General features: G+C 72.5%; 19 protein-coding genes. 3 read left to right on the top strand and 16 right to left on the bottom strand.

What is annotated here, in order from left to right:
• Positions 1-65: 65 nt before the first annotated feature.
• Positions 66-1,109 carry a helix-turn-helix transcriptional regulator gene (locus ACFW9Z_RS17125; RefSeq protein ID WP_384640894.1) on the bottom strand — a complete coding sequence of 348 codons (1,044 nt, stop codon included), beginning with the start codon at positions 1,107-1,109 and terminating at the stop codon, positions 66-68.
• Between the two features lies 1 nt (position 1,110).
• On the bottom strand, positions 1,111-1,968 hold the full coding sequence (locus tag ACFW9Z_RS17120) for a DUF4097 domain-containing protein (RefSeq protein WP_384640891.1): 858 nt from the start codon (positions 1,966-1,968) through the stop codon (positions 1,111-1,113).
• A gap of 163 nt (positions 1,969-2,131) precedes the next feature.
• Between ACFW9Z_RS17120 and ACFW9Z_RS17115 the strand changes: the two genes are divergently transcribed.
• The gene (locus ACFW9Z_RS17115; RefSeq protein WP_384640888.1) at positions 2,132-2,968 is read left to right on the top strand and encodes a hypothetical protein; all 837 of its coding nucleotides are present in this window, start codon (positions 2,132-2,134) and stop codon (positions 2,966-2,968) included.
• A 27-nt stretch (positions 2,969-2,995) separates the two neighbouring features.
• Here ACFW9Z_RS17115 and ACFW9Z_RS17110 read toward each other — a convergent pair whose 3' ends face one another.
• The 11 genes from ACFW9Z_RS17110 to ACFW9Z_RS17060 all read right to left on the bottom strand — a co-directional run bounded on the left by ACFW9Z_RS17110 (position 2,996) and on the right by ACFW9Z_RS17060 (position 15,545).
• Positions 2,996-3,181: a DUF6104 family protein gene (locus tag ACFW9Z_RS17110; protein WP_003966321.1), complete on the bottom strand. Its 186-nt coding sequence runs from the start codon at positions 3,179-3,181 to the stop codon at positions 2,996-2,998.
• Between the two features lie 100 nt (positions 3,182-3,281).
• Positions 3,282-7,097, bottom strand: coding sequence for a multifunctional oxoglutarate decarboxylase/oxoglutarate dehydrogenase thiamine pyrophosphate-binding subunit/dihydrolipoyllysine-residue succinyltransferase subunit (locus ACFW9Z_RS17105; RefSeq protein WP_384640886.1), 3,816 nt, complete (start codon positions 7,095-7,097; stop codon positions 3,282-3,284).
• A gap of 282 nt (positions 7,098-7,379) precedes the next feature.
• Complete coding sequence (locus tag ACFW9Z_RS17100) at positions 7,380-8,456, bottom strand: ATP-binding protein (RefSeq protein ID WP_384640883.1); 1,077 nt, start codon at positions 8,454-8,456, stop codon at positions 7,380-7,382.
• The gene (locus ACFW9Z_RS17095; protein ID WP_015611314.1) at positions 8,453-9,190 is read right to left on the bottom strand and encodes a response regulator transcription factor; all 738 of its coding nucleotides are present in this window, start codon (positions 9,188-9,190) and stop codon (positions 8,453-8,455) included. Before ACFW9Z_RS17095 ends, ACFW9Z_RS17100 begins: the two co-directional genes overlap by 4 nt.
• 246 nt (positions 9,191-9,436) lie before the next feature.
• A complete protein-coding gene (locus tag ACFW9Z_RS17090; RefSeq protein WP_384641125.1) occupies positions 9,437-10,129 on the bottom strand; it encodes a spermidine synthase in 693 nt (230 codons plus the stop codon).
• A gap of 163 nt (positions 10,130-10,292) precedes the next feature.
• Positions 10,293-10,910, bottom strand: coding sequence for a hypothetical protein (locus ACFW9Z_RS17085; RefSeq protein WP_384640880.1), 618 nt, complete (start codon positions 10,908-10,910; stop codon positions 10,293-10,295).
• On the bottom strand, positions 10,907-12,244 hold the full coding sequence (locus tag ACFW9Z_RS17080; protein ID WP_384640877.1) for a hypothetical protein: 1,338 nt from the start codon (positions 12,242-12,244) through the stop codon (positions 10,907-10,909). The genes ACFW9Z_RS17085 and ACFW9Z_RS17080 overlap by 4 nt, the downstream gene beginning before the upstream one ends.
• A gap of 64 nt (positions 12,245-12,308) precedes the next feature.
• Entirely contained in the window at positions 12,309-13,076 is a 768-nt protein-coding gene (locus tag ACFW9Z_RS17075) for an ABC transporter ATP-binding protein (protein WP_384640875.1), read from the bottom strand.
• Positions 13,073-14,011: a zf-HC2 domain-containing protein gene (locus ACFW9Z_RS17070; RefSeq protein WP_384640872.1), complete on the bottom strand. Its 939-nt coding sequence runs from the start codon at positions 14,009-14,011 to the stop codon at positions 13,073-13,075. Before ACFW9Z_RS17070 ends, ACFW9Z_RS17075 begins: the two co-directional genes overlap by 4 nt.
• Positions 14,008-14,646 (bottom strand): RNA polymerase sigma factor, encoded by a 639-nt coding sequence (locus ACFW9Z_RS17065; RefSeq protein WP_384640869.1) that lies wholly within the window; start codon positions 14,644-14,646, stop codon positions 14,008-14,010. The genes ACFW9Z_RS17070 and ACFW9Z_RS17065 overlap by 4 nt, the downstream gene beginning before the upstream one ends.
• A gap of 53 nt (positions 14,647-14,699) precedes the next feature.
• On the bottom strand, positions 14,700-15,545 hold the full coding sequence (locus tag ACFW9Z_RS17060; RefSeq protein WP_384640866.1) for a nucleotidyltransferase: 846 nt from the start codon (positions 15,543-15,545) through the stop codon (positions 14,700-14,702).
• A gap of 147 nt (positions 15,546-15,692) precedes the next feature.
• Here ACFW9Z_RS17060 and lon point away from each other — a divergent pair, with 147 nt between their 5' ends.
• Positions 15,693-18,113: an endopeptidase La gene (gene lon, locus ACFW9Z_RS17055; RefSeq protein WP_384640863.1), complete on the top strand. Its 2,421-nt coding sequence runs from the start codon at positions 15,693-15,695 to the stop codon at positions 18,111-18,113.
• Between the two features lie 242 nt (positions 18,114-18,355).
• Here lon and ACFW9Z_RS17050 read toward each other — a convergent pair whose 3' ends face one another.
• On the bottom strand, positions 18,356-19,120 hold the full coding sequence (locus ACFW9Z_RS17050; RefSeq protein WP_384640860.1) for a polysaccharide deacetylase family protein: 765 nt from the start codon (positions 19,118-19,120) through the stop codon (positions 18,356-18,358).
• Between the two features lie 156 nt (positions 19,121-19,276).
• Positions 19,277-20,122: a lysozyme gene (locus ACFW9Z_RS17045; RefSeq protein ID WP_384640857.1), complete on the bottom strand. Its 846-nt coding sequence runs from the start codon at positions 20,120-20,122 to the stop codon at positions 19,277-19,279.
• Positions 20,123-20,374: 252 nt separating this feature from the next.
• Here ACFW9Z_RS17045 and ACFW9Z_RS17040 point away from each other — a divergent pair, with 252 nt between their 5' ends.
• The gene (locus ACFW9Z_RS17040; RefSeq protein WP_384640855.1) at positions 20,375-20,857 is read left to right on the top strand and encodes a MarR family winged helix-turn-helix transcriptional regulator; all 483 of its coding nucleotides are present in this window, start codon (positions 20,375-20,377) and stop codon (positions 20,855-20,857) included.
• A gap of 25 nt (positions 20,858-20,882) precedes the next feature.
• On the opposite strand, the gene ACFW9Z_RS17035 is transcribed toward ACFW9Z_RS17040, so the two are convergent.
• Complete coding sequence (locus ACFW9Z_RS17035) at positions 20,883-21,674, bottom strand: hypothetical protein (protein WP_384640852.1); 792 nt, start codon at positions 21,672-21,674, stop codon at positions 20,883-20,885.
• Between the last annotated feature and the right edge of the window lie 277 nt (positions 21,675-21,951).

Raw genomic sequence — 21,951 nt, 5'->3', positions numbered from 1 at the left:
GGGCCTCGTGTAGGTCGCCCACGGCGGTGCCCTCATATTGGGTGGGGTCAACCGCCCGTACCGTTTCAGTTCTTCCCGTCCCGCCCCTCGTCCTCCGGTGTCAGCAGCGCCTCGATCCGTGCCGCCGCCGCGCCCAGGTGGCCACGGGCCTCGGCCAGTTGGGCGTCGGTCACCCCGTGGTCGCGGGCCGCGTCCCGGACGGTGTCGCGGAAGCGGTCCAGGAGGCGGTCCAGGTCGCGCGCCGGGTCGTCGGTGACCGGGACGTCCTGGCCCCAGGGGGGAGCGGGCTCGTCGGCCGGGCCGGGCTTGCCGAACGGGGGCCAGACACCCGTACGGGCGAAGCCGCCGAGCTGTCCGGTGATCTCGGCGAGGCCGTCCCGTACGCCGGAGGGCCAGTCGCCCCGGGCGAAGTGCTCCTGCACTTGCCGGGCCGCGTTCTGCATCTGCTCGCGCGCCCTGTCCTGGGCCTCCTTGGCCTGACGGCGGGCCTGCTGGGCCTCCTCGCGGGCGCGCCGGGACTCGTCCTTCGCCCGGCGGGCCTGCTCCTTCCACTCCTGCTTGGCCCGGCGCAGCTCCTCCTTGGCCGTGCGCCACGCCTCGCTGTCGCCGAAGTCGCCCAGCTTGCCGAAGTCGCTGAAGTCGCCGAAGTCCCCGAAGGGGGAGGAGGACGGTTCGGCCTTGGCGCCCGCGCCCGCGCCCGCGCCGGTACCGCCCGTGCCGGTCCTCGTTTCGGAGGCGGCCGCCCGCATGTCGCTGCGGAGCCGACCCGCGGCGCCCCGTACGTCGTCGCGGATCTCGGCGGCCAGCTCGGAGAGGGAGTCGCGGATCTCCAGCTCCAGATCGGCCAGTTCACCGCTGCGGCCCGCCAGCTCGGCGCGCCCGGCCTCGGTGATCGAGTAGACCTTGCGGCCGCCCTCGGTGGCATGGGTGACCAGGCCCTCGGCCTCCAGCTTGGCCAGCCGGGGGTAGACGGTGCCCGCCGAGGGCGCGTACAGGCCCTGGAAGCGCTCCTCAAGCAGCCGGATCACCTCGTAGCCGTGGCGCGGTGCCTCGTCCAGGAGCTTGAGCAGATACAGGCGCAGACGGCCGTGGGCGAAAACGGGGGCCATGTCAGAGAACCTTTCCGGTCGGCTCGGCACCGTACACATCGTCCTCGGCAGGGGGCCTGCGCAGCAGGGCGATCGAACCGGAGACGGTCGTCGCCTTCAGGGTCCCCGTCCCGGCGCCGAGCGTGCCGGTGATCTTCTTCGCGCCCCACTGCCCGCCGACCCGCAGGTCCTCGAAGGCGTTGGAGACGGCCCCGCTCGCGGTGTTCGCCTCGACCCGGGCGTCCGCCGGGTGCGGCAGCCGGATCGCGATCTCGCCGGAGACCGTCGTCAGCCGGATGTCGGTGGGCCTGCCGGACGGGTCGACGTCCAGCACCATGTCCCCGCTGACCGACTCGGCCCGGACCGAGGCGCCCGCCCCGTCGACGACCGTCAGATCACCGGCCACGGAGTGGAAGCGCAGGTCGCCGGTGACGCTCTGGGCCTCCAGGCTGCCCGAGACGGACTCGCCGCGGACCGCCCCGGTCAGCCCGACGAGGGTGATGTCCCCGCTGATGCCCCGTACCTCGGTGCGTCCGCCGATCCCGGAGACCACGGCCCCGGCCCCCACCACGCCGACCTCCACCGAGGCGGCGGCGGGCACGGTGAGCGAGACCACCGCGGAGCGGCGGCGTCCCTTGGGGTCGAGCCAGCGGAGCAGGTCCTGCCAGGGGAGGTCCTCGTACGCCACGGTCAGCCGGCCGTCCTCGTGGGTGACGATCAGTGGCGGCCCCTCGATGGCGGAGACCTCCAGCCGGGCGCCCGGCTCCTCGGTCCCGACCACATTGACCGTGCCGCCCACGATGCGTACCTGGAGCGCGGTCACCGGGTCGGCGAAGGCGAGCTTCTGCGGCTCGGCGACCGTCCGCTTCGACACAGCCATGGATGTGACCTCCCGGAGAGCAGAACAGAGCGTGGCGACGCAACATATCGCGTCTCGTGCTGAACACGATATATCGCGGATGGGGGAAGTCAAGCGCCATCCGTGGACCCTCCGGGTGGTCAAAGAGCATCGGAGTGGGGCAAATTGCCCTAGCGTGTGGCACATGAACGCGACATCCACGGGGGCGCTCCTGCTGTGCCGCGCCGACCCCGAGACCGTACGGCCGCTCGCCCACCTGCTGCGCGAGCAGATGCTGCTGACGCGGGCGGGCGAGGAGTGGAGCGTCCTGGTACCGGAGGGGAAGCCCTGGCGGGGGACCGGTGCCTCCGGCGGCGGCGAACCCGAGCCCGTCGACCGGGTCATCGGCGGCTGGGCCGGTGCCCTGGCCGTCGGCTCCACCTGGCCGGTGCTGGCCCTGTGGTGGGACGCGGACCGGGCCGGGTACACCCTCGCCGCGGGCTTCCGCCGCCCCGTCGGCTACATCTGGCTGGCCGACGGCACCCCGGCGGGCGAGGACGAGGCGATGCGCACCTTCGCGGCCCGGCTCGGGCTCGACCCCGTACTGGACCTCCAGGCCCTGGAGGAGTTGACCCGGCCCGACCCGGACGCCGACGCCGAGGCCCGGCTGCGCGGACTGCTCGCGGTCCTGACCCGTACGGGACTCATGCTGCCGGCCGGGCTGGGACCGGGCGAGAGCGCCGACCGGCTGCGCAGTGTCGCCGGGGTGCAGCGCGGGGCGGAGCGCATCGAGTGGGCGGGGTGGCGCGATGCCGTACGGGCCGAACTCGACGCCGTGGAGAGCAGCAGCCTCGGCCCCTGGGTGCGCGGCCCCCGGGCCCGCGCCATCGCCGCTGTCCAGCTCGCGGCCGGGCTGCCGCTCCTGCTGTGGGGTGCCCGGCGCCGCAGCGGGGGCTGGGCGGCCGCCGGGGCCGTACTCCTGGCACAGGGCGCGCTGGGACTCGCGTACCACCGGGCCAGGGCGGCTGCCGAGACACGCTGACCGGCCCGGGACAGCTGGGACCAGGGCTTACGCGTCCTCGTCGTCCTCGTCGTCCAGCCGGGCCAGCCAGGTGGCGAGGCGCTCGACCGGCACCTCGAAGTCGGGGTTGAGATCGACGAACGTACGCAGCTGCTCGGCGAGCCACTCGAAGGTGACCTCCTCCTCGCCGCGCCGCTTCTCCAGTTCCTCGATGCCACGGTCCGTGAAGTACATGCGAAAAGGATAGCGAGCGTACAGACGCCGGATACGCCCGGGGACCCGGCCCCGCGACGAGCGCGGAACCGGGTCCCCGGGGTGTTCAGCTACGCGGTCCTCAGGCCTCGAAGACCTCGTTGACCAGCTGCGTCTGCTCCGCCTGGTGGCGCTTGGCCGAGCCGACCGCCGGGGACGAGCCGTGCGGCCGCGAGATGCGGCGCAGGCGCTCGCCGTGCGGCACGTCCGCGCCGACGGCCAGGTCCAGGTGGTCGATCAGGTTGAGCGCGATGAACGGCCACGCACCCTGGTTGGCCGGCTCCTCCTGGGCCCAGAGGTACTTCTCGGCGTTCGGGTACTTGGCGATCTCGGCCTGGATCTCCGCACCCGGCAGCGGGTACAGCCGCTCCAGCCGGATGATCGCGGTCTCCGTGTCGCCGCGCTTCTCCCGCTCGGCGTCCAGGTCGTAGAAGAGCTTGCCCGAGACGAAGACGACCTTGCGGACGTCCTCCGCCTTGACGCTGTCGTCGCCGATCACCGGACGGAAGCCGCCGCTGGTGAACTCCTCGATCTTCGACGCCGCCGCCTTCAGACGCAGCATCGACTTCGGGGTGAAGACGATGAGCGGCTTGTGGTGCGGGTTGTGCACCTGCCAGCGCAGCAGGTGGAAGTAGTTCGAGGGCAGGGTCGGCATCGCGACCGTCATGTTGTCCTGCGCGCACATCTGGAGGAAGCGCTCCGGGCGGGCGGACGAGTGGTCCGGGCCCTGGCCCTCGTAGCCGTGCGGCAGCAGCAGCGTGACGCCGGAGGTCTGGCCCCACTTCTGCTCGGCCGAGGAGATGAACTCGTCCACGACGGTCTGCGCGCCGTTGACGAAGTCACCGAACTGGGCCTCCCAGATGACCAGCGACTCCGGACGGGCCAGCGAGTAGCCGTACTCGAAGCCCATCGCCGCGTACTCGCTGAGCAGCGAGTCGTAGACGTTGTAACGGGCCTGGTCCTCGGTGAGGTACAGCAGCGGGGTGTAGTCCTCGCCGGTGACCTGGTCCACCAGCACCGCGTGGCGCTGGCCGAAGGTGCCGCGGCGGCTGTCCTGGCCGGCGAGCCGGACCGGGGTGCCCTCCATCAGCAGCGAACCGATGGCCAGGGTCTCGCCCATGCCCCAGTCGATCGTGCCGTTCTCCACCGAGGCCGCGCGACGCTGCATCTGCGGCATCAGACGGGGGTGGACGGTGATCGACTCGGGGATGTTGACCTGGGACTCCGCGATCCGCTTGACGATCTCCGCGGAGACCGCCGTGTCGACGGCGACCGGGAACGCGGCCTGCGGCTCCGGCACATGCGGGGCGGCGGGCTGCGAGGTGGCCTCGCGGACCTCGGCGAAGACCTTCTCCAGCTGACCCTGGAAGTCCTGGAGCGCCTGCTCCGCCTCTTCCAGCGTGATGTCGCCGCGACCGATGAGGGACTCGGTGTAGAGCTTGCGCACCGAGCGCTTCTTGTCGATCAGGGTGTACATCTGCGGGTTGGTGAACTCCGGGTTGTCGCCCTCGTTGTGACCGCGGCGGCGGTAGCAGATGAGGTCGATCACGACGTCCTTGTTGAACGCCTGCCGGAACTCGAAGGCGAGCCGCGCGACCCGGACCACGGCCTCCGGGTCGTCACCGTTGACGTGGATGATCGGCGCCTCGATCATGCGCGCCACGTCGGTGGCGTACATCGAGGAGCGCGAGGACTCCGGTGCAGCGGTGAAGCCGACCTGGTTGTTGATCACCACGTGCACGGTGCCGCCGGTGCGGTAGCCGCGCAGCTGCGACATGTTCAGCGTCTCGGCGACGACGCCCTGGCCCGCGAAGGCCGCGTCGCCGTGGAGCGCGACGGGCAGGACGGTGAAGTCCGTGCCGCCCTTGTTGATGATGTCCTGCTTGGCGCGGGCGATGCCCTCCAGGACCGGGTCGACCGCCTCCAGGTGCGAGGGGTTGGCGGCCAGCGAGACCTTGATCTGCTCGCCGTCCAGACCGGTGAAGGTGCCCTCGGCGCCCAGGTGGTACTTGACGTCGCCGGAGCCGTGCATCGAACGCGGGTCGAGGTTGCCCTCGAACTCGCGGAAGATCTGCGCGTACGACTTGCCGACGATGTTGGCCAGGACGTTCAGACGGCCGCGGTGGGCCATGCCGATGACGACCTCGTCGAGACGGGCCTCGGCGGCGGAGTCGATGACCGCGTCGAGCAGCGGGATGACGGACTCGCCGCCCTCCAGCGAGAACCGCTTCTGACCGACGTACTTCGTCTGGAGGAAGGTCTCGAACGCCTCGGCCGCGTTCAGCCGGCGCAGGATGCGCAGCTGCTCCTCGCGCTCGGGCTGCTGGGCGCGGGGCCGCTCCACCCGGTCCTGGAGCCACTTGCGCTGCTTCGGGTCCTGGATGTGCATGAACTCGATGCCGGTGGTGCGGCAGTACGACTCACGCAGCACGCCGAGGATGTCGCGGAGCTTCATCATCGACTTGCCCGCGAACCCGCCGACCGCGAAGTCCCGCTCCAGGTCCCACAGGGTGAGGCCGTGCTCGGTGATGTCGAGGTCGGGGTGCTTGCGCTGGCGGTACTCCAGCGGGTCGGTGTCGGCCATGACGTGGCCCCGGACCCGGTAGGAGTGGATCAGCTCGAAGACCCGCGCGGCCTTCGTCACGTCGTTGTCGTGCGAGGCGTCGATGTCCGTGAGCCAGCGGACCGGCTCGTACGGGATGCGGAGCGCCTTGAAGATCTCGTCGTAGAACTCGTTCTGGCCGAGCAGCAGCTGGCTCAGGACCCGCAGGAACTCGCCGGAGGCGGCGCCCTGGATGACCCGGTGGTCGTAGGTCGACGTGAGCGTCATGACCTTCGAGATGCCGAGCTTGTTCAGGGTGTCCTGGGAGGTGCCCTGGAACTCCGCCGGGTAGTCCATCGCGCCGACGCCCATGATGAGGCCCTGTCCGGGCATCAGGCGGGGCACCGAGTGGACGGTGCCGATCCCGCCGGGGTTGGTCAGCGAGGCGGTGACGCCGGTGAAGTCGTCCATGCCGAGCTTGCCGATGCGGGCGCGCCGGACGATGTCCTCGTACGCCTGCCAGAACTCGAAGAAGTTGAGCGTCTCGGCCTTCTTGATGGCCGCGACGACCAGCTGGCGGTCGCCGTTCGGCTTCACCAGGTCGATGGCGAGACCGAGGTTGACGTGCTCCGGCTTGACCAGGGTCGGCTTGCCGTCCTTCACCGCGAAGGAGTAGTTCATCGACGGCATGGCCTTGAGGGCCTGCACCATCGCGTACCCGATGAGGTGCGTGAAGGAGATCTTCCCGCCCCGGGCGCGCTTGAGGTGGTTGTTGATGACGATGCGGTTGTCGAAGAGCAGCTTGACCGGGACCGCGCGGACGGACGTGGCCGTCGGCAGCTCCAGCGAGGCGTTCATGTTCTTCGCGACAGCGGCGGAGGGGCCGCGCAGCGTCACGTACTCGGGACCGGCCGGGGCCTCGGACGCCTTGGCCTCGGCCTTGGCGGGCGCGGCGGCGGGCTTGGCCGCCGCGGGCTTCGCGGGGGCCGGAGCCGGGGCGGCCTTGGCCTCCGCGGGCTTCGTCTCGGCGGGCTTGGCCTGCGCCGGGGCCGCCGGGGCGGCGGCGGGCTTCACCGGGGCCACGGGCTGCGCCGGTGCGGCGGCCGGGGCCTCGGTCGCCGCAGCCCCCGAGGCTGCGGCGCCGGGAACGGGCTTGTCCGCCGTGCCGGAGGTACCCGGCTTGTAGTCGGCGAAGAAGTCCCACCAGGCGCGATCGACCGAACTGGGATCCTGGAGGTACTGCTGGTAGATCTCGTCGACGAGCCACTCATTGGCGCCGAACGCGGCGGCCGGGTTGGTGCCCGGGCTGGCTTGGTCGGTCGAGATGCTCGAGTTACTGGGGGACTGAGACGACACGGCGGCAACCGCCCTCTTCCGCTTCACAAGGTGATGGACAGCGGAAATCAAGGCTACGCCCCCCAAACCGTTCCTTGCAGACCGGGCCGGTGCTTCGTCGTGCACATCACATCGCAACGCGGGTTTCGGCGCAGGAAATGGCGGGAAACAAGCAAGGTTCCACTGCACTTCGGGTACGCAGGACCGTGGATACGGTCATCCGACCGTATCTCCTTGAGATCCCCTTCGGGGAGGACACGGACAACGTGCCCTTCCGGTTCGAACCCTATGTCAACCGCGCCGTCAACCGCGTCGCTCGGGCATCCCCGGAAGCGTGACCTGGATACGGCAGCCCCGAGCGGATTCGGCCACACCGATCCGGCCGCCGTGCAGATCCACCGCCCAGCGGGCGATCGCGAGCCCCAGTCCCGTACCGCCGTCGCTGCCCGGACCGTGCGGTGAGGGGGCCTGGCCCCGGTTGAACCGCTCGAAGACCCGGTGGCGCTCCGCCTCCGGGATGCCGGGCCCCTCGTCGATGACCTCCAGCTCCAGCGACCCGGGGTATGGCCCGCGCCGGGCCAGCACCGTCACCCGGCCGTGCGGCGGGCTGTGCTTGACCGCGTTGTCGATGAGGTTGGCCACCACCTGGTGCAGCCGTTCCGCGTCCGCGTGTGCGGTGAGCTCGGGCGGCGAGACGTCCAGATGCAGATGGACATCCGTACGGGAGTGATTGCCCGACCCCGACGACAGGCGCCGCTGCGAGGCGGCGAGATTGGCCTCTTTCAGTACGCCCGAGAGGTACGGCCACACCTCGAAGCGGCGCGCCTTGAGCGCCACCACCCCGTTGTCCAGCCGGGACAGGTCCAGCAGCGTCTCCACCAGCCGGCCGAGCCGCTCCGTCTGCTTCAGCGCCGTACGCATCGTCTCGGGATCGGCGGCCGAGACCCCGTCCACCACGTTCTCCAGCACGGCCCGCAGCGCCGCGATGGGGGTGCGCAGCTCATGGCTGACATTGGCGACCAGCTCCTTGCGGTGCCGGTCCTCCGCCTCCAGGTCGTCCGCCATGCGGTTGATCGTCTGGGCCAGGTCGCCCAGCTCGTCCCGCCGCCCGGCGCCGCTCACCCGGCGCGTGTAGTCGCCGTGCGAGATCGACCGGGCCACCGCCCGCATCTCGTCCAGCGGCGCGGTCAGCCCGTGCGCCACGAACTGGGTGATCAGCAGCGTCGCGATCACCGAGAACACGGTGATGAACTGGAACTCGGTCCGGGTCCGCAGCGCGACGATCAGCAGCCCCGTGGTGATGAACACCGAGACCACGACGAGGGTGCCGAGCTTGGCCTTGATGGAGAAGGGCCGCATCCCCGACCCTGGCCGGGTCATGGGGCCGGGGTCTCCAGGGCGTAACCGACGCCGTGCACCGTACGGATGCGCTCGGCGCCGATCTTGCGGCGGAGCGCCTTGATGTGGCTGTCGACCGTACGGGTGCCGGAGGCGTCCGCCCAGTCCCAGACCTCGGCCAGCAACTGCTCCCGGGAGAGCACCGCGCGCGGGGTGTTGGCCAGGCAGACCAGCAGGTCGAACTCGGTCGGCGTGAGGTGCACGTCCTCGGCGCGGACCCGGACCCGGCGCTGTGCGTGGTCGATCTCCAGCTCACCGAGGCGCAGTATCCCGCTGCGGGGGGTGACGGCGGCCAGTGCGGCCCGCTCCACCCGGCGCAGCAGGACGTGGACCCGGGCGGCCAGCTCCCGCATGGAGAACGGCTTGGTCATGTAGTCGTCGGCGCCGACCCCGAGCCCGACCAGCATGTCGGTCTCGTCGTCCCGCGCGGTGAGCATCAGCACCGGCACCGGGCGCTGTGCCTGCACCCGGCGGCAGACCTCCAGGCCGTCGAAGCCGGGGAGCATGATGTCGAGCACCATCAGATCGGGCTGCCACGCCTCGGCCGCGTCCACGGCGGCGGGCCCGTCCAGTGCGGTCTGCACCAGGAAGCCCTCCGCCCGCAGCCGGGCGGCAATGGCGTCGACGATCGTGGCGTCGTCCTCGACCACCAGCACCCGGCGCTGAGCCCCCGGGGTGGCCGCGACGCCGTTGTGGGTGGTGTGTGTCTGTTCCATCGCCCCGCCCCTGCCCGTTCTCGCGGGGGGCGAACCCCCGCAAGGCACGGTCTTCGCTCGTGGATTTCCTGGGTGATCCTTCTGTGCCGGTCAGCAGCGTAAAGGCAGCGGAGGGCTCTCGGCTACGCAGGGTGTTGTCCCGGCGGTACGCGTCCGGGCCCGGCGGGGCGGTGGACCGCAGGGCCCGGACCGGGGTGACCCGTGCCACCGCCGGGCCCGGCATACCGGGAGGGGGTCCGACGCCCCTCAGCAACTCTTCGATGCGAGATGGACCACGTCCGGCACACCTCGGGCAACGGCCACTTCTTCGGTCCCAACCCTGCTGAACCCGGCATTCCGCAACGCCTGTTCGAAGGCCGTAGAGGGCTGCGCGGACCAGACGGCGAGCACACCGCCCGGGGTCAGCCGGTCGTGGCAGTGCGCGAGTCCGGTGGGGGAGTAGAGGCTCCCGTTGTCCTCCGTGACGGTCCAGTCGGGCCCGTTGTCGATGTCCAGGCAGAGCGCGTCGTAACGCTCCGTGGCGGTACGGAGGTGGGCGACCAGGTCCGTGTGCAGGACCTCGGTCCGGGGATCGGCCAGTGCCGCCCCGGAGATCCGGTCCAGCGGCCCCTGCCGGTGCCAGTCGACGATCGCCTGCTCCCGCTCCACGACCACGATCCGCCCCCAGCGCTCCTCCTCGGCGGCCCGCACCAGCGAGAAGCCCACCCCGAGCCCGCCGATCAGCACGGAGGGGCCGGTCCGGGCGGCGGGCAGGGCGGCCAGCGCGGCGTCGATCAGCAGCCGCTCGGAGCGCCCGTCCGAGGTGTCCATCAGGAAGCAGCCGTTGGCGATGATCTCGAAGTGCTCCCCGCGCTCGCGCAGGACGACCTCGCCGAAGGGGCCTTCGCGGCGGTCGAGGGTGACGGGGGCGGGGGCTGGGGCGAGGGCTGGGGCAGTCATGGTGCTGGTGTTGGTCCAGGTGTAGGTCTGGGTGTCGGGCTCCATGGGCCGGATTCTAGGAGAGCGGCGGCACCCGGCCTGCGTACGGAAACGGAAGCAGCGGCGAGGCCCCGACGGCGTACGGAAGCATCAAGGGAAGCAGCGGCCAAGCCCCGCGCAACGGTCAGCGCTCCGGGCGGGGGCCGCGCAGGACCAGGAGCGCCGCCCCCACCACGTACGCCGTCCCCGCCATCGCCCAGGCCGCCGCCTGGGGCCCCGGCTGCATCGGCCAGGCCCAGTACGCCGCCGCCCCGCCCGGGGTCCGGGGCGCCGCCAGGTAGACCGCGCCCCCGTAGACCGTCATCGGCAGCCAGCTCACCCGGGCGCCCAGGACGGCCGCCGCCGCTGCCGTCACCCCGGTCGCGCCCACCACGTTGCGCACCATCGCCGGGGCGCCGAACTGTTCCGGATGCCCCGGCACCGCGAGGGCCAGGGCACCGGCGGCGAGCGCGGTGAGGACCAGCAGGTACGCCAGCCGCCTCGGCCACCAGGGGCGTACGGCCGTGCGGTCCAGCTCCTCGGTGTACGAGAAGAGGCCGGTGCCGATCGCGGCGGCGGCGAGCAGCGGGGCGAGCGCCAGGACCGGGACGCGGGCGGTGTGGTCGAAACCCGTCCGGCCCTGGAGCCAGTCGGCCGCCCAGGCGGCGAGCAGAGCGGTGCCCGCCAGCGCGGCCAGGGTCGCGGGAAGGGCGCGTGAGCGTAGATAGAGGACGGCCTGCGGGGTGCGTACGGTGGCGGTCACAGCGTCGGCACCGCCTTCGGGTCGCACGTGGTGCGGGTGGCCAGATAGCGGCCGAGCCAGGCCCGGCGCTCGGCCTCGCCCATGGCGGTGAGCCGCTTCAGGTACGCGCCGCCCCGCTCGGGGATCAGCTCCGGGCCGCCCGAGGGAACCAGCCAGTGCGCGACGGCCTCGTCCGTGCCCCACATGCGCAGGGTCGCGGAGTCCTCGGCCACCATCACGGACATGGGGCAGGCGCGGTCGGCGATGCGCTCGGCCGTCTCGTAGGCGTACGAAGCCGGGTCGGCGAGCCTGCCGCGCACCACGGTCCAGCCGCGCATGTGGTTGGGCAGCAGGGAGGCACCGGCCGGGGCCCGCCGCCGGTTCTCGGGAGCGTGGACGTACCGCTGCGGAGCCCCCGGGACCCCGTCCAGCCGGGCGTGCAGCCCGGTCAGGGCGTCGGACACCTGGGACAGCAGCGGGCCGTCCAGCCCGCTCACACAGACCTGCGGCACCGCCTCCGTACAGATCAGCTTCCGCGCCACCGGGTCATCCCGGAACAGGCCGTCGGCGTTGTTCACGATCAGAGGAGCGACCGTGGCGGCGGCCACCAGCGGTACGAGCGCGAGGAACCGGCGCCGTACGGCGTACGCGACCACCAGGGCGAGCACCGGAGCGCCCGTCCACAGGACCATGACGGGCACGAACCACCCCACAGGCACCCGGCCGTCCAGGTAGTACTGCTCGGCCGGGTTCAGGAAGCGGGCGTCGGAGTCGGAGTACGAGGGGATGCCGAGGGCGAGGTACGTGGCCGCCGCCAGCACCGGAGCGGCCAGCCGCCATCGCCACACGCACCCCACGACGAACCCGGTGAACACGGCGCACACCAGGAACCAGGCGTCCACGACAATCATCCCCACCGAGGGCCCGCCCGCCCCGGTGTACGGCCAGGTGGCCGCCAGCACGGCCGCCACGGCCACCAGCTGACCGACCACCGCCCACACCGCCACCGGCAGGGCGGCCATAACCAGCCGCGCCAAGCGCCCCCGGGGCACCGAGAGCCACAGCCCGCGGGTCTTGCGCCGGTGGTCCCTGCCGCCCTGCCAGCACCCGGCGGCCGCGGCCAGCGGCCCGCCGAGCAGCGTGACGCACGAGTGCAGCACCTCCTGTGTATCGCCCCAGCCGCCCTGCCACTGGGCGGCCTCGCTGACCATCGGCACGGCGACGGTGAGGGCGACGGCCGGGGCGGTCCAGGGGGCGATGCCCCGTTTCAGCTCGGCCCGGAACGCGGCGCGGGCGGGGTGGCGGACCCGCTGCCGGGCGGTCTGGGGGGCTGCTGGGCTCAGGGTGCCGGTCATGCCTCCACCGCCGTACGGTGTGGGCGTCGGGCGGCGTGGGAGTCCGCCGGGCTCAGGGTGCCGTTCACGCTCCCACCGCCGTACGGTGTGCGCGCAGGGCAGCCGTATAGCCGCGCTCGATCGGGTTGCCGCCCAGCTCCTCCGCCGCGCCGCCCAGTTCGATCAGCTCGGCGGTCGTGCCCCGGTGGGCGATGCGGCCCGCCTCGATCAGGGTCACCTCGGTGCAGGCGGCGGCGACGTCCTCGACCAGATGCGTGGAGACGATCACGGTGGATGAGCCGCCCAGTTCCCGCAGCAGTGCCCGGAACTCGACGCGCTGCTCCGGGTCGAGACCGGCGGTCGGCTCGTCCAGCAGCAGGAGGGCGGGCTCGTTGACGATCGCCTGGGCGATGCCGACCCGCCGCACCATGCCGCCGGACAGGGTCTTGACCTTGGCGTCGATCCGGTCGGCCAGCCCGACCCGGTCCACGGCGCGTTCCACCGCCGCCGCGACCCGGTCCCCGTCCATCTCCTTGAGCCAGGCCACGTACCCGACGAACTCGCGGACCGTGAAGCCGGGGTAGTAGCCGAACTCCTGCGGCAGATAGCCGAGCCGACGGCGTACGGCGGCCCGCTCGCGGTGGTCGGAAGGGCGGCCGACCTCGTTGCCGAGCAGCTCCACCCGCCCGCCGTCCGGGGCCGAGACCGTGGCCAGGACCCGGATCAGCGAGGTCTTGCCCGCCCCGTTGGGCCCGAGGAGGCCGTGCACGCCCGGGGAGAAGTCCAGGTCCACGGCGTCCAGGGCGGTCTTCTTGCGGTGCCGGACGGTCAGCCCGGTGACCTTGGCGCTCACGGTGTCTCCAGATGGTCGAAGGATCGGCGGCGGGCGGCGAGCAGCAGCGCGCAGGCCAGGGCCCCGGCCGCCCAGCAGCCCTGGACGGCGGGCCCGTCGAAGTAGGGGGCGGCCTCGGACATCAGCGCGGCCCCGGCCTGCGCACCACCGGCGGCGGGCGCGACGACGAGGGCCAGCCAGCCGGTCCCGACCGCTGCCGCCCCCCGGCGGCAGCCGACGAAACTGCCCAGCGCGAGCGCCGCGAGCGTCAGCGCCAGCCCCGGCAGCAGCCAGGCGACGGCCCCCGGCCCGCCCGCCGACGGGGGCAGCACCGCCCCGGCGAGGGTCAGCGCTGGAACGCTCACCGCGAGGACGGCGGCGGTCCGGGTGAGCAGCAGCCGCAGCCCGCCGGACGGGGTCGAGGCGACGACCTCGTACAGCGGATCGGTGTGCCGCCCGTAGGACAGGGCCACCCCGGCGAGCGGCAGCACGGGCGCGGTCACCAGCAGCAACGGCCGCACGGAGGCCCCGAGCCCGGCCCCGTACGACAGCGCTACGGCCCCGAGGGCCACGACGACGAGCGCCACCAGCCAGGCCCCTCGGAGGGCGGGCCCGGCGGCCCAGAGGACCCGGGCGGCCCGGGACAGGCGCGGGGGCACCCCCGTGGTCCCCGCGCCTGCCGTGACCCTGGGACCGATCTCTGCGACGGCCTCCGCCTCCATGGACACCACCGGCACCGCCGTCGCGAGCACCGCCGCACGGATGCCGTCCAGCACCGGGCCGGTCTCCGCCCCCGCCCGGACCGCCGAGGAGACCAGGGCCGCGCACCCGCCGCACGCCTCGACGTGCTTCTCCAGGGACCAGGCATCGCTCTCGGCGGCCGTACCGTCGGCGTACCGCGCGGCCAGCTCCCCGCCCACGTGCCAGTCCGGACCGCCGGGACTCCCGCGCCTCATGCCGTACCTCCCAGTGCCCCGCCGTGTGCCCCGCCGGGTGCTCCGCCGTCCGGCGTCAGCCGCTCCAGCGCGGCCCGCAGCTCGCGCCGGGCCCGCATCGCGCGGGTCTTGACCGTGCCCTCGGGGATGCCGAGCAGCGCGGCGGCCTCCCGGGTGGAGAGCCCGTCCACGACCGTGGCGCGCAGGACCTCACGCAGCTCCGGCGAGATCCCCGCCAGCGCGGTGCCCACGTCCCCGTACTCCAGCCCTGTCAGCACCCGGTCCTCGGCGGAGGGCGCGAGCGCCTCCGGGGCGGCCCCGGGGAGGCGTTCCGCGCGCGCCCCGGTCCGCAGCGCGTCGACGAGGCGGCGGGAGGCGATCACCCACAGCCACCCGCCGGCCTGCGCGCCCCGGTGCGAGGCGGCGGAACGCCACACGGTCACGAAGGTGTCCTGGAGCACTTCGCGTACGGTCTCCGCGTCCGCGCACCGACGACTGAGCCGGGCGTGCAGCCACCCGGCGTGCCGGTCGTAGAGCGCGCCCAGCGCCTGGGCGTCCCCGCCCGCCACCGCGCGCAGCAACGCCGCGTCGTCCTTCTCCGTACCGTCATCTTCCCGGTCATCCCGGTCCTCCCCCGCAGGGCGCAACAGCCTCACACTCTCCCTATCGCCCGCCGGACCGTATCCGGTTCACGCGGCGGGAGGCCCGTTCACGGCCGGGGCGCCTTCTCCCCGTGGACCGCCGTGTACTCGGCCGCCAGCCAGGGGCCCAGGTCGTCGAGGAACAGGCGCAGCAGGGCCGGGTCGGGGGAGGGGGCGAGGGCGGCGGCCGCAGTGGTGCGCATCGGGTGGGCGCGCTCCGGGTAGTACCGGCCGAACACCTCGGCGCCCCGCTCCAGGTCGCTCGTCCAGCCGCCCCAGCGGGGCATGACCAGCGTGAACCCGGTACGCACGAGCCGCCGGGCCACCTGTCGGCAGAGCCGGGTCCGGTCGGCCTCGGTGAGGCCGCCCGCCGCCCGGGCCCGCCAGCGGGGCAGGGCGAGCGCCAGATCGCCGTTGGTCTCCCGGGCGAGCAGCGGCGTGGGGCGGTAGCGGGGGAGGGCCGCGGCGAGGTCGGGCCCGAGCAGCGGGGTGCAGAGGCAGGCGACGAAGAAGCCGAGATCGTGCCGCTCCAGGTCGCTGAGCACCGTGCCCGCCCGGACGAGCAGGATGCCCGCGGTGTCGATGGCCCGATGGGCACCGTCCAGCTCGGCCGCCAGCCGGTCGGCCCGGGCGCGGTCGGTGTCCGTCGGTTCCTCGTGCAGGGCCAGCAGCAGGTCGAGGTCGGAGCGGCCGGGAATAGCGGTCCCGCGCGGGATGCTCCCGTAGACGTACGCACTGTGCAGGCGCCCGCCGGCCGTACTCCCACTGGCTGTACTCCGCGCGCGCTTCCCGGTGAAAGCGGCGGCGATCCGCGAGCGGGCGTCGGCCACGGCCGGGGCGAAGGCTTCCGGAACGCGGTCCAGAGCCCCTTCGCGGGCGATGGTTCCGTCCTTGGCCAGGCCTTTTGCGTTCATGCGCTCACTGTCGCGGTCCGGCGGCGGGGTGGGGCGGGCGGGTGGCGCGACCGGCTGATCGCTCAGAGCGAACATCGTCGGGGGAACATTCGGCGGCTCACAAGCATTGAGTCCACATAGCTCAACTTGCCTGCCGAAGGGGAGATCATGACTACCGAGTCCAAGGCGTTCACACCGATCGACCTGCCCGTGCTGCCGCTCGACGACGAGGTCGTCCTGCCCGGCATGGTGGTGCCGCTCGACCTGTCCGACACCGAGGTGCGTGCCGCCGTCGAGGCCGCGCAGGCCGCTGCCGGGCCCGGCGGTGGCAAGCCCGAGGTGCTGCTGGTCCCGCGGATCGACGGGACGTACACGGGGACCGGTGTCCTCGGGACCGTCGAGCAGGTCGGACGCCTGAGCGACGGTGATCCCGGTGCGCTCATCAGGGCTCGTGACCGGGTGCGGATCGGGGCCGGGACCAGTGGGCCGGGGCGGGCGCTCTGGGTCGAGGGGACCGTGCTCGACGTCGTCGTGCCCGACCCGCTGCCCGGGTCCGCCGCCGAGCTCGTCAAGGAGTACAAGGCGCTCGCCACCAGCTGGCTGAAGAAGCGTGGCGCCTGGCAGGTCGTGGACCGGGTCCAGCAGATCGACGACATCTCCGCGCTCGCCGACAACTCCGGATACTCGCCCTTCGTCACCACCGCGCAGAAGGTCCAGCTCCTGGAGACCGTGGACCCCGTCGCGCGGCTGAAGCTCGCCACCCAGTGGCTGAGCGAGCACCTCGCCGAGCAGGACGTGGCCGAGTCCATCGCCAAGGACGTCCAGGAGGGCGTCGACAAGCAGCAGCGCGAGTTCCTGCTGCGCCGCCAGCTCGACGCCGTACGCAAGGAGCTCTCCGAGCTCAACGGCGACCCGGGGGACGAGTCCGACGACTACCGGGCCCGCGTCGAGGCAGCCGATCTGCCCGAGCACGTCCGTACGGCCGCGCTCAAGGAGGTCGAGAAGCTGGAGCGGGCGAGTGACCAGTCCCCCGAGGGCTCGTGGATCCGCACCTGGCTGGACACCGTTCTTGAGCTTCCCTGGAACGAACGTACCGAGGACTCCTACGACATCCGTGGCGCCCAGGCCGTCCTGGACGCCGAGCACGCCGGTCTCGCCGATGTGAAGGAGCGCATCACGGAGTATCTGGCCGTGCGCAAGCGGCGTGCCGACCGGGGGCTGGGCGTTGTCGGTGGGCGGCGCGGAGGTGCGGTGCTCGCGCTCGTCGGGCCGCCCGGGGTCGGCAAGACCTCGCTCGGGGAGTCCGTCGCGCACGCCATGGGCCGTAAGTTCGTCCGGGTCGCGCTCGGCGGGGTCCGGGACGAGGCGGAGATCCGGGGCCACCGTCGTACGTACGTGGGTGCGCTCCCCGGACGGATCGTGCGGGCCGTCAAGGAGGCCGGTTCGATGAACCCGGTCGTCCTGCTCGACGAGATCGACAAGGTCGGCTCCGACTTCCGGGGCGACCCGGCCGCCGCCCTCCTCGAAGTCCTCGACCCGGCCCAGAACCACACCTTCCGCGACCACTACCTGGAGGTCGAGCTCGACCTCAGCGACGTGGTCTTCCTGGCCACCGCCAACGTGCTCGAAGCCATCCCCGAACCCCTGCTCGACCGCATGGAGCTGGTCCGGCTGGACGGCTACACCGAGGACGAGAAGGTCGTCATCGCCCGGGACCACCTGCTCCCGCGCCAGTTGGAGCGGTCCGGTCTGGAGAAGGACGAGGTCAGGTTGGAGGAGTCCGCGCTGCGCAAGCTGGCCGGTGAGTACACCCGCGAGGCGGGCGTACGGAATCTGGAGCGGTCGATCGCCCGGCTGCTCCGCAAGGTCGCGGCCCAGCACGAACTGGGCGACCGCGAGCTGCCGTTCACGGTGACGGATGAGGACCTGCGCGGTCTGATCGGGCGCCCGCACCACGTGCCCGAGTCCGCCCAGGACCCGGCCGAGCGCCGTACCGCCGTGCCGGGCGTGGCCACCGGGCTCGCGGTGACCGGGGCGGGCGGTGACGTCCTCTTCGTCGAGGCGTCGCTCGCCGACCCGGAGACCGGGGCCTCCGGACTGACCCTGACCGGCCAGCTCGGGGACGTCATGAAGGAGTCCGCCCAGATCGCGCTGAGCTTCCTGCGCTCGCACGGAGCGGAGCTGGAGCTGCCGGTCGCCGACCTCAAGGACCGGGGTGTGCACATCCACTTCCCGGCGGGCGCGGTCCCCAAGGACGGCCCGAGCGCCGGTATCACGCTCACGACCGCCCTGGCCTCGCTGCTCTCCGGACGCCTCGTCCGTACGGATGTGGCGATGACCGGTGAGGTCTCGCTGACCGGCCGGGTCCTGCCCATCGGCGGCGTCAAGCAGAAGCTGCTCGCCGCCCACCGCGCGGGCATCACCACCGTGGTGATCCCGCAGCGCAACGAGGCCGACCTGGACGACGTCCCGGCCGAGGTCCTGGAGAAGCTGGACGTCCACCCGGTCACCGACGTCCGCCAGGTGCTGGAGATCGCCCTCACCCCGGCTTCGGCCAGGACGGAGGAGAGGATCCCGGCCGCGGCCTGACCACCACGCAGTGACGGGCGCGGTATCAGGTACGCGGCCGGTACGGACGGCCCGCCCCCGAGTCAACGGGGGCGGGCCGTTCCGCATGACCCGGGGGCGGGGGGCCCGAGGGGCGGTGGGGGCGGTGCCCGAGGGGCGGTGCCCGGGGTCCGGTCCGGTCGGGTGCCTGAGGTGCCGGTGCCTGAGGCCGGGTCAGGTCGGGTGACCCGGGACCCGGTCAGGGCCGGTGACCCGGGACCCGGTCAGGGCCGGTAGATCGTGCCCGGCTCCGGCACGGCCGGGGCCATCAGCTCCGAGACGGTCACGAAGGTGTAGCCGTCCTTCTGGAGCGCGTCGACGATGCCGGGCACGGCGGGCACGGTGCCCGGGTAGATGTCGTGGAGCAGGATGATGCCGTCCTTGCTCGCCTGGTCCAGGATCCGCTTCGTGATCAGCGCGGAGTCGTTGGTCGAGTAGTCCTTCGCGGTGGCGCTCCACAGCACCTGCGAGAGCCCCAGCTCCTTGCTGACCTCGGAGACCTTGTCGTCGGTGCGGCCCTGCGGCGGGCGCATCAGCCGAGGCCTCTCCCCGGTGATCTTCTCGATCGCCACCTGGGTCTTCTCCAGCTCGGCCCGTATCTCGCCCGGCTCCTCCTCGGTGAGGATCTTGTGCGTCCAGGTGTGGTTGGCCACCTCGTGGCCCTCGTCCTGGATGCGCCGCACGGTCCCGGGGTGCTTGAGGACGTGGTTCTTGCCCAGCAGGAAGAAGGTCGCGTGGACCTTCCTCTCCTTCAGCATGTCCAGCAGTTCCGGCGTGTCCTTGCCCGGCCCCGCGTCGAACGTGAGGGCGATGCATTTCGCCTTGCGGCAGTCCGCCCGCCCGAAGGAGCCCTTCGCGTCGGACGCCGCGTCCTGCCGCGCCGAGCCCGGGGCCGTCGTGTCCATGGAGCAGCTGCCGAGCGCCAGTGTGAGTGTCGTCACTAGGGCGGCGGCCAACCCGCCACCCAGCAAAGTCGTCTTCTTGGGCACGGCACACCACTCCTCTGCGCGGAAATCTCCGCACAGGTGTGCGGCACGCCGAGGACTATACATAGTGCGTATGCATCAAGTGTATAGTGGGGTACGGGAACCCGGAAAGCCCCGGTGACCTGCGGTTCGGTCGCCGGGGCCCGCTGCTCGGGCGGATCAGCCGTTGGCCAGCGCGCGTACGCGGTCGAGGGCGCCGTTGAACCGGTTGTGGTCACCGACGACCGGGCCCGTCGAGGTGTACTGCCAGATCGTGTGGACGGGCCAGCCGGCCGGCAGCTCGCCGACCGTCGTGTTGTACCGGGCCACCCAGAGCGGGTTGGTGGTGCCGAAGCTCGCGTTGTTGCCGGTGCAGTCCTTCCACCAGCTGGTCGCGGTGTAGATGACCGCGTCCCGGCCGGTGCGCGCCCGGTAGGTGGTGGTGAAGTCCCGGATCCAGTTGACCATCCCGGCCTGGCTGAGCCCGTAGCACTGGGCGCCGTACGGGTTCCACTCGATGTCGAGCACGCCCGGCAGGGTCTTCCCGTCCCGGGACCAGCCGCCGCCGTTGTCCACGAAGTAGTTCGCCTGCGCGGCGCCGCTCGTGGTGTTCGGGGTGGCGAAGTGGTACGCGCCGCGGATCATGCCGATGTTGTACGAGCCGTTGTACTGCTGCGCGAAGTACGGGTTCTTGTAGTACGTCCCCTCGGTGGCCTTCACGTAGGCCCACTTCACGCCGCTGTTCCACAGCGTCTGCCAGGCCACGTTGCCCTGGTGGCTGCTGACGTCCACGCCCTCGGTCTGGACGACGCGGGAGTCGCGCGGCAGCCCGCCCTGTCCGTCGTGCTCGATGACGCCCTGGCCCATCCGGGCGGTGCCGCGGGCGGGAGGGGTGGCCGTCCCGGTGTCGGCGGCGGTGGCGGCGCCGGGCAGGGCGAGGAGGAGGGTGAAGGCCGCTAAGAGGGTCCCCGCGGCGGTGAGGCGTGCGCGGCGGGAGGGGGCGGATCTGTGCCTGTGCAGGGGCATGGGGTGTTCCTCCGGGTGTGGGTGTGGGTGTGGGCGCGGGGTGGCCGTGAGGGCGCTGCGGGTGACAGGTGAGTGAATGGCGTGTTCATGTCATACGTTCCCGGGGTCGACGCTACGCACGTAGACCCGGGGCGCGGAAGAGGGCCTGGCCACCGCCGTTGGTCTACGCCTGCGAAATACTGGCCGAGCTGCGGCGTTGACCGGCCGTGGAAGAAACTTTCATCGGCAGGAAACCGTACGAGGGGTGCTGACGTGCACGGGAGCGAAAGTCCGCGTGAGCCGGGCGCGACCGCCGGAGCTGGTGTGGACCACGAGTTCCTGGCGCTGGAACGCGAGCTGGCGGTCTTCCTCCGCCGGGCGCGGGCCAGCTCGGGGGAGATGGCCCGGGAGGTCCACCCCGAACTGGAGCCCGCCGCCTATGGCCTGCTCGTCCGCCTGGAGTCGGCGGGTCGGCAGCGGGCCACGGAGCTGGCCGCCTACTTCGGCGTCGGCAAGGCCACCATGAGCCGTCAGCTGCGGGCCCTGGAGGACCTCGGGCTGGTCGACCGCGAACCCGACCCGGCGGACGGCCGCGCCTGGCTCGTCCGGCTGACCGAGGAGGGCCTCGCCCGCTTCCGCAGCGTCCGCGACGCCCGGCGCGGGAGGTACGTCCGCAAGCTCGCGGCCTGGGACCGGGCCGAGGTGGCGGAGCTGGCCCGCCTGCTGCACCAGCTGAACACCCGCGCGGAGGAGTGAACCGCCCCCGCGAGGGCTCCCGCCGCTACAGCTCCACCAGGACCGCCGTCGCGTCGTCGTGCGTCTTGCCGCGCCGCAGCCGTACGCGCCCGGCACCCGCGTCGGCCTCCTCCAGCTCCCGTACCCGGTCGATCAGCCCCTGGGGCCCCACCTTGCGCAGCAGTCCCAGCGCGGCCGTCCAGTCGCCCTCGTGGAACACCTCCGTCCACCGGGTCGCCCCGTCCGTCAGCGCGGCCAGCGACCGGAGCCCGGCGGCCGGGACGCTGCCGGTCACCGCGCGTGCGGCCACCGAGGGGTCCGCGGCGGCCGTGAAGAAGCCGCCCTCCTTGTTCCGCAGCCGGGTGTCGACGTCCGCCGCCGAGGCCAGGGAGCCCGGCGGCAGCCGGTCCAGACGGTCGTCCAGAACCGCCCGGACCGTACCGTCCGTCCCCTCCAGCAGGAGCGCCGAGTCGGAGAGCACCAGGTGCTCGACCGTGCGTTCGTCCCAACGCGCCAGGACCACCGTCGCCTGAGGCGTACGTACGTGAGAAAGGTCACAGGTGGCCCGGTGGGCGTCGGCGGTGCGCCGGATGGACGCGGACAGGACGTCGGCCAGGGTCAGATCCCGCCGTGAACCCGACAGTTCCACCAGCGCCCCGCCCAGGCGCGCGGTGAACCAGGGCACCGGGTGCACACAGCCGTGGTCGTCCGGAGGAGGTGTGACGCCGTCGAGCAGGACCAGGACGCCACCCTGGCCGGACGCCGGAAGGGCTGCGGAGACCCAGTCCTCATTGGGGCGTTCGGGGCTGCCGGGGGCGGTGGCGAGTTCGATGCGCATGGCGCCAGTCTGCACGAGCCCTTCACCGGGCCCGCAGTGCGCCGTTTCCGGCCTGCACCGGACCGTTTCCGGCCTGTACCAGCAGGTCAACGCGTCACCATCGGCCGGAGGGAAAGGCTCCGAACCGAGTGCGGGCGGGCATCCTGCCAAAGGCCGCGCCGAAGTTCCACCCCGCGTCCTATGCATGGTCAGGGGCGGGCCTGGGGAGACTTGTTCGCCAACTCAAGAGTGATGTTCACTCCTTCGAGTGGCGGAGCGGTTGATGCGCGCCCCCCTC

The sequence above is a fragment of the Streptomyces sp. NPDC059452 genome (genome assembly GCF_042750035.1).
Taxonomy (GTDB): Bacteria; Actinomycetota; Actinomycetes; order Streptomycetales; family Streptomycetaceae; genus Streptomyces.
This window is presented reverse-complemented; position numbering and strand designations above follow the sequence as displayed.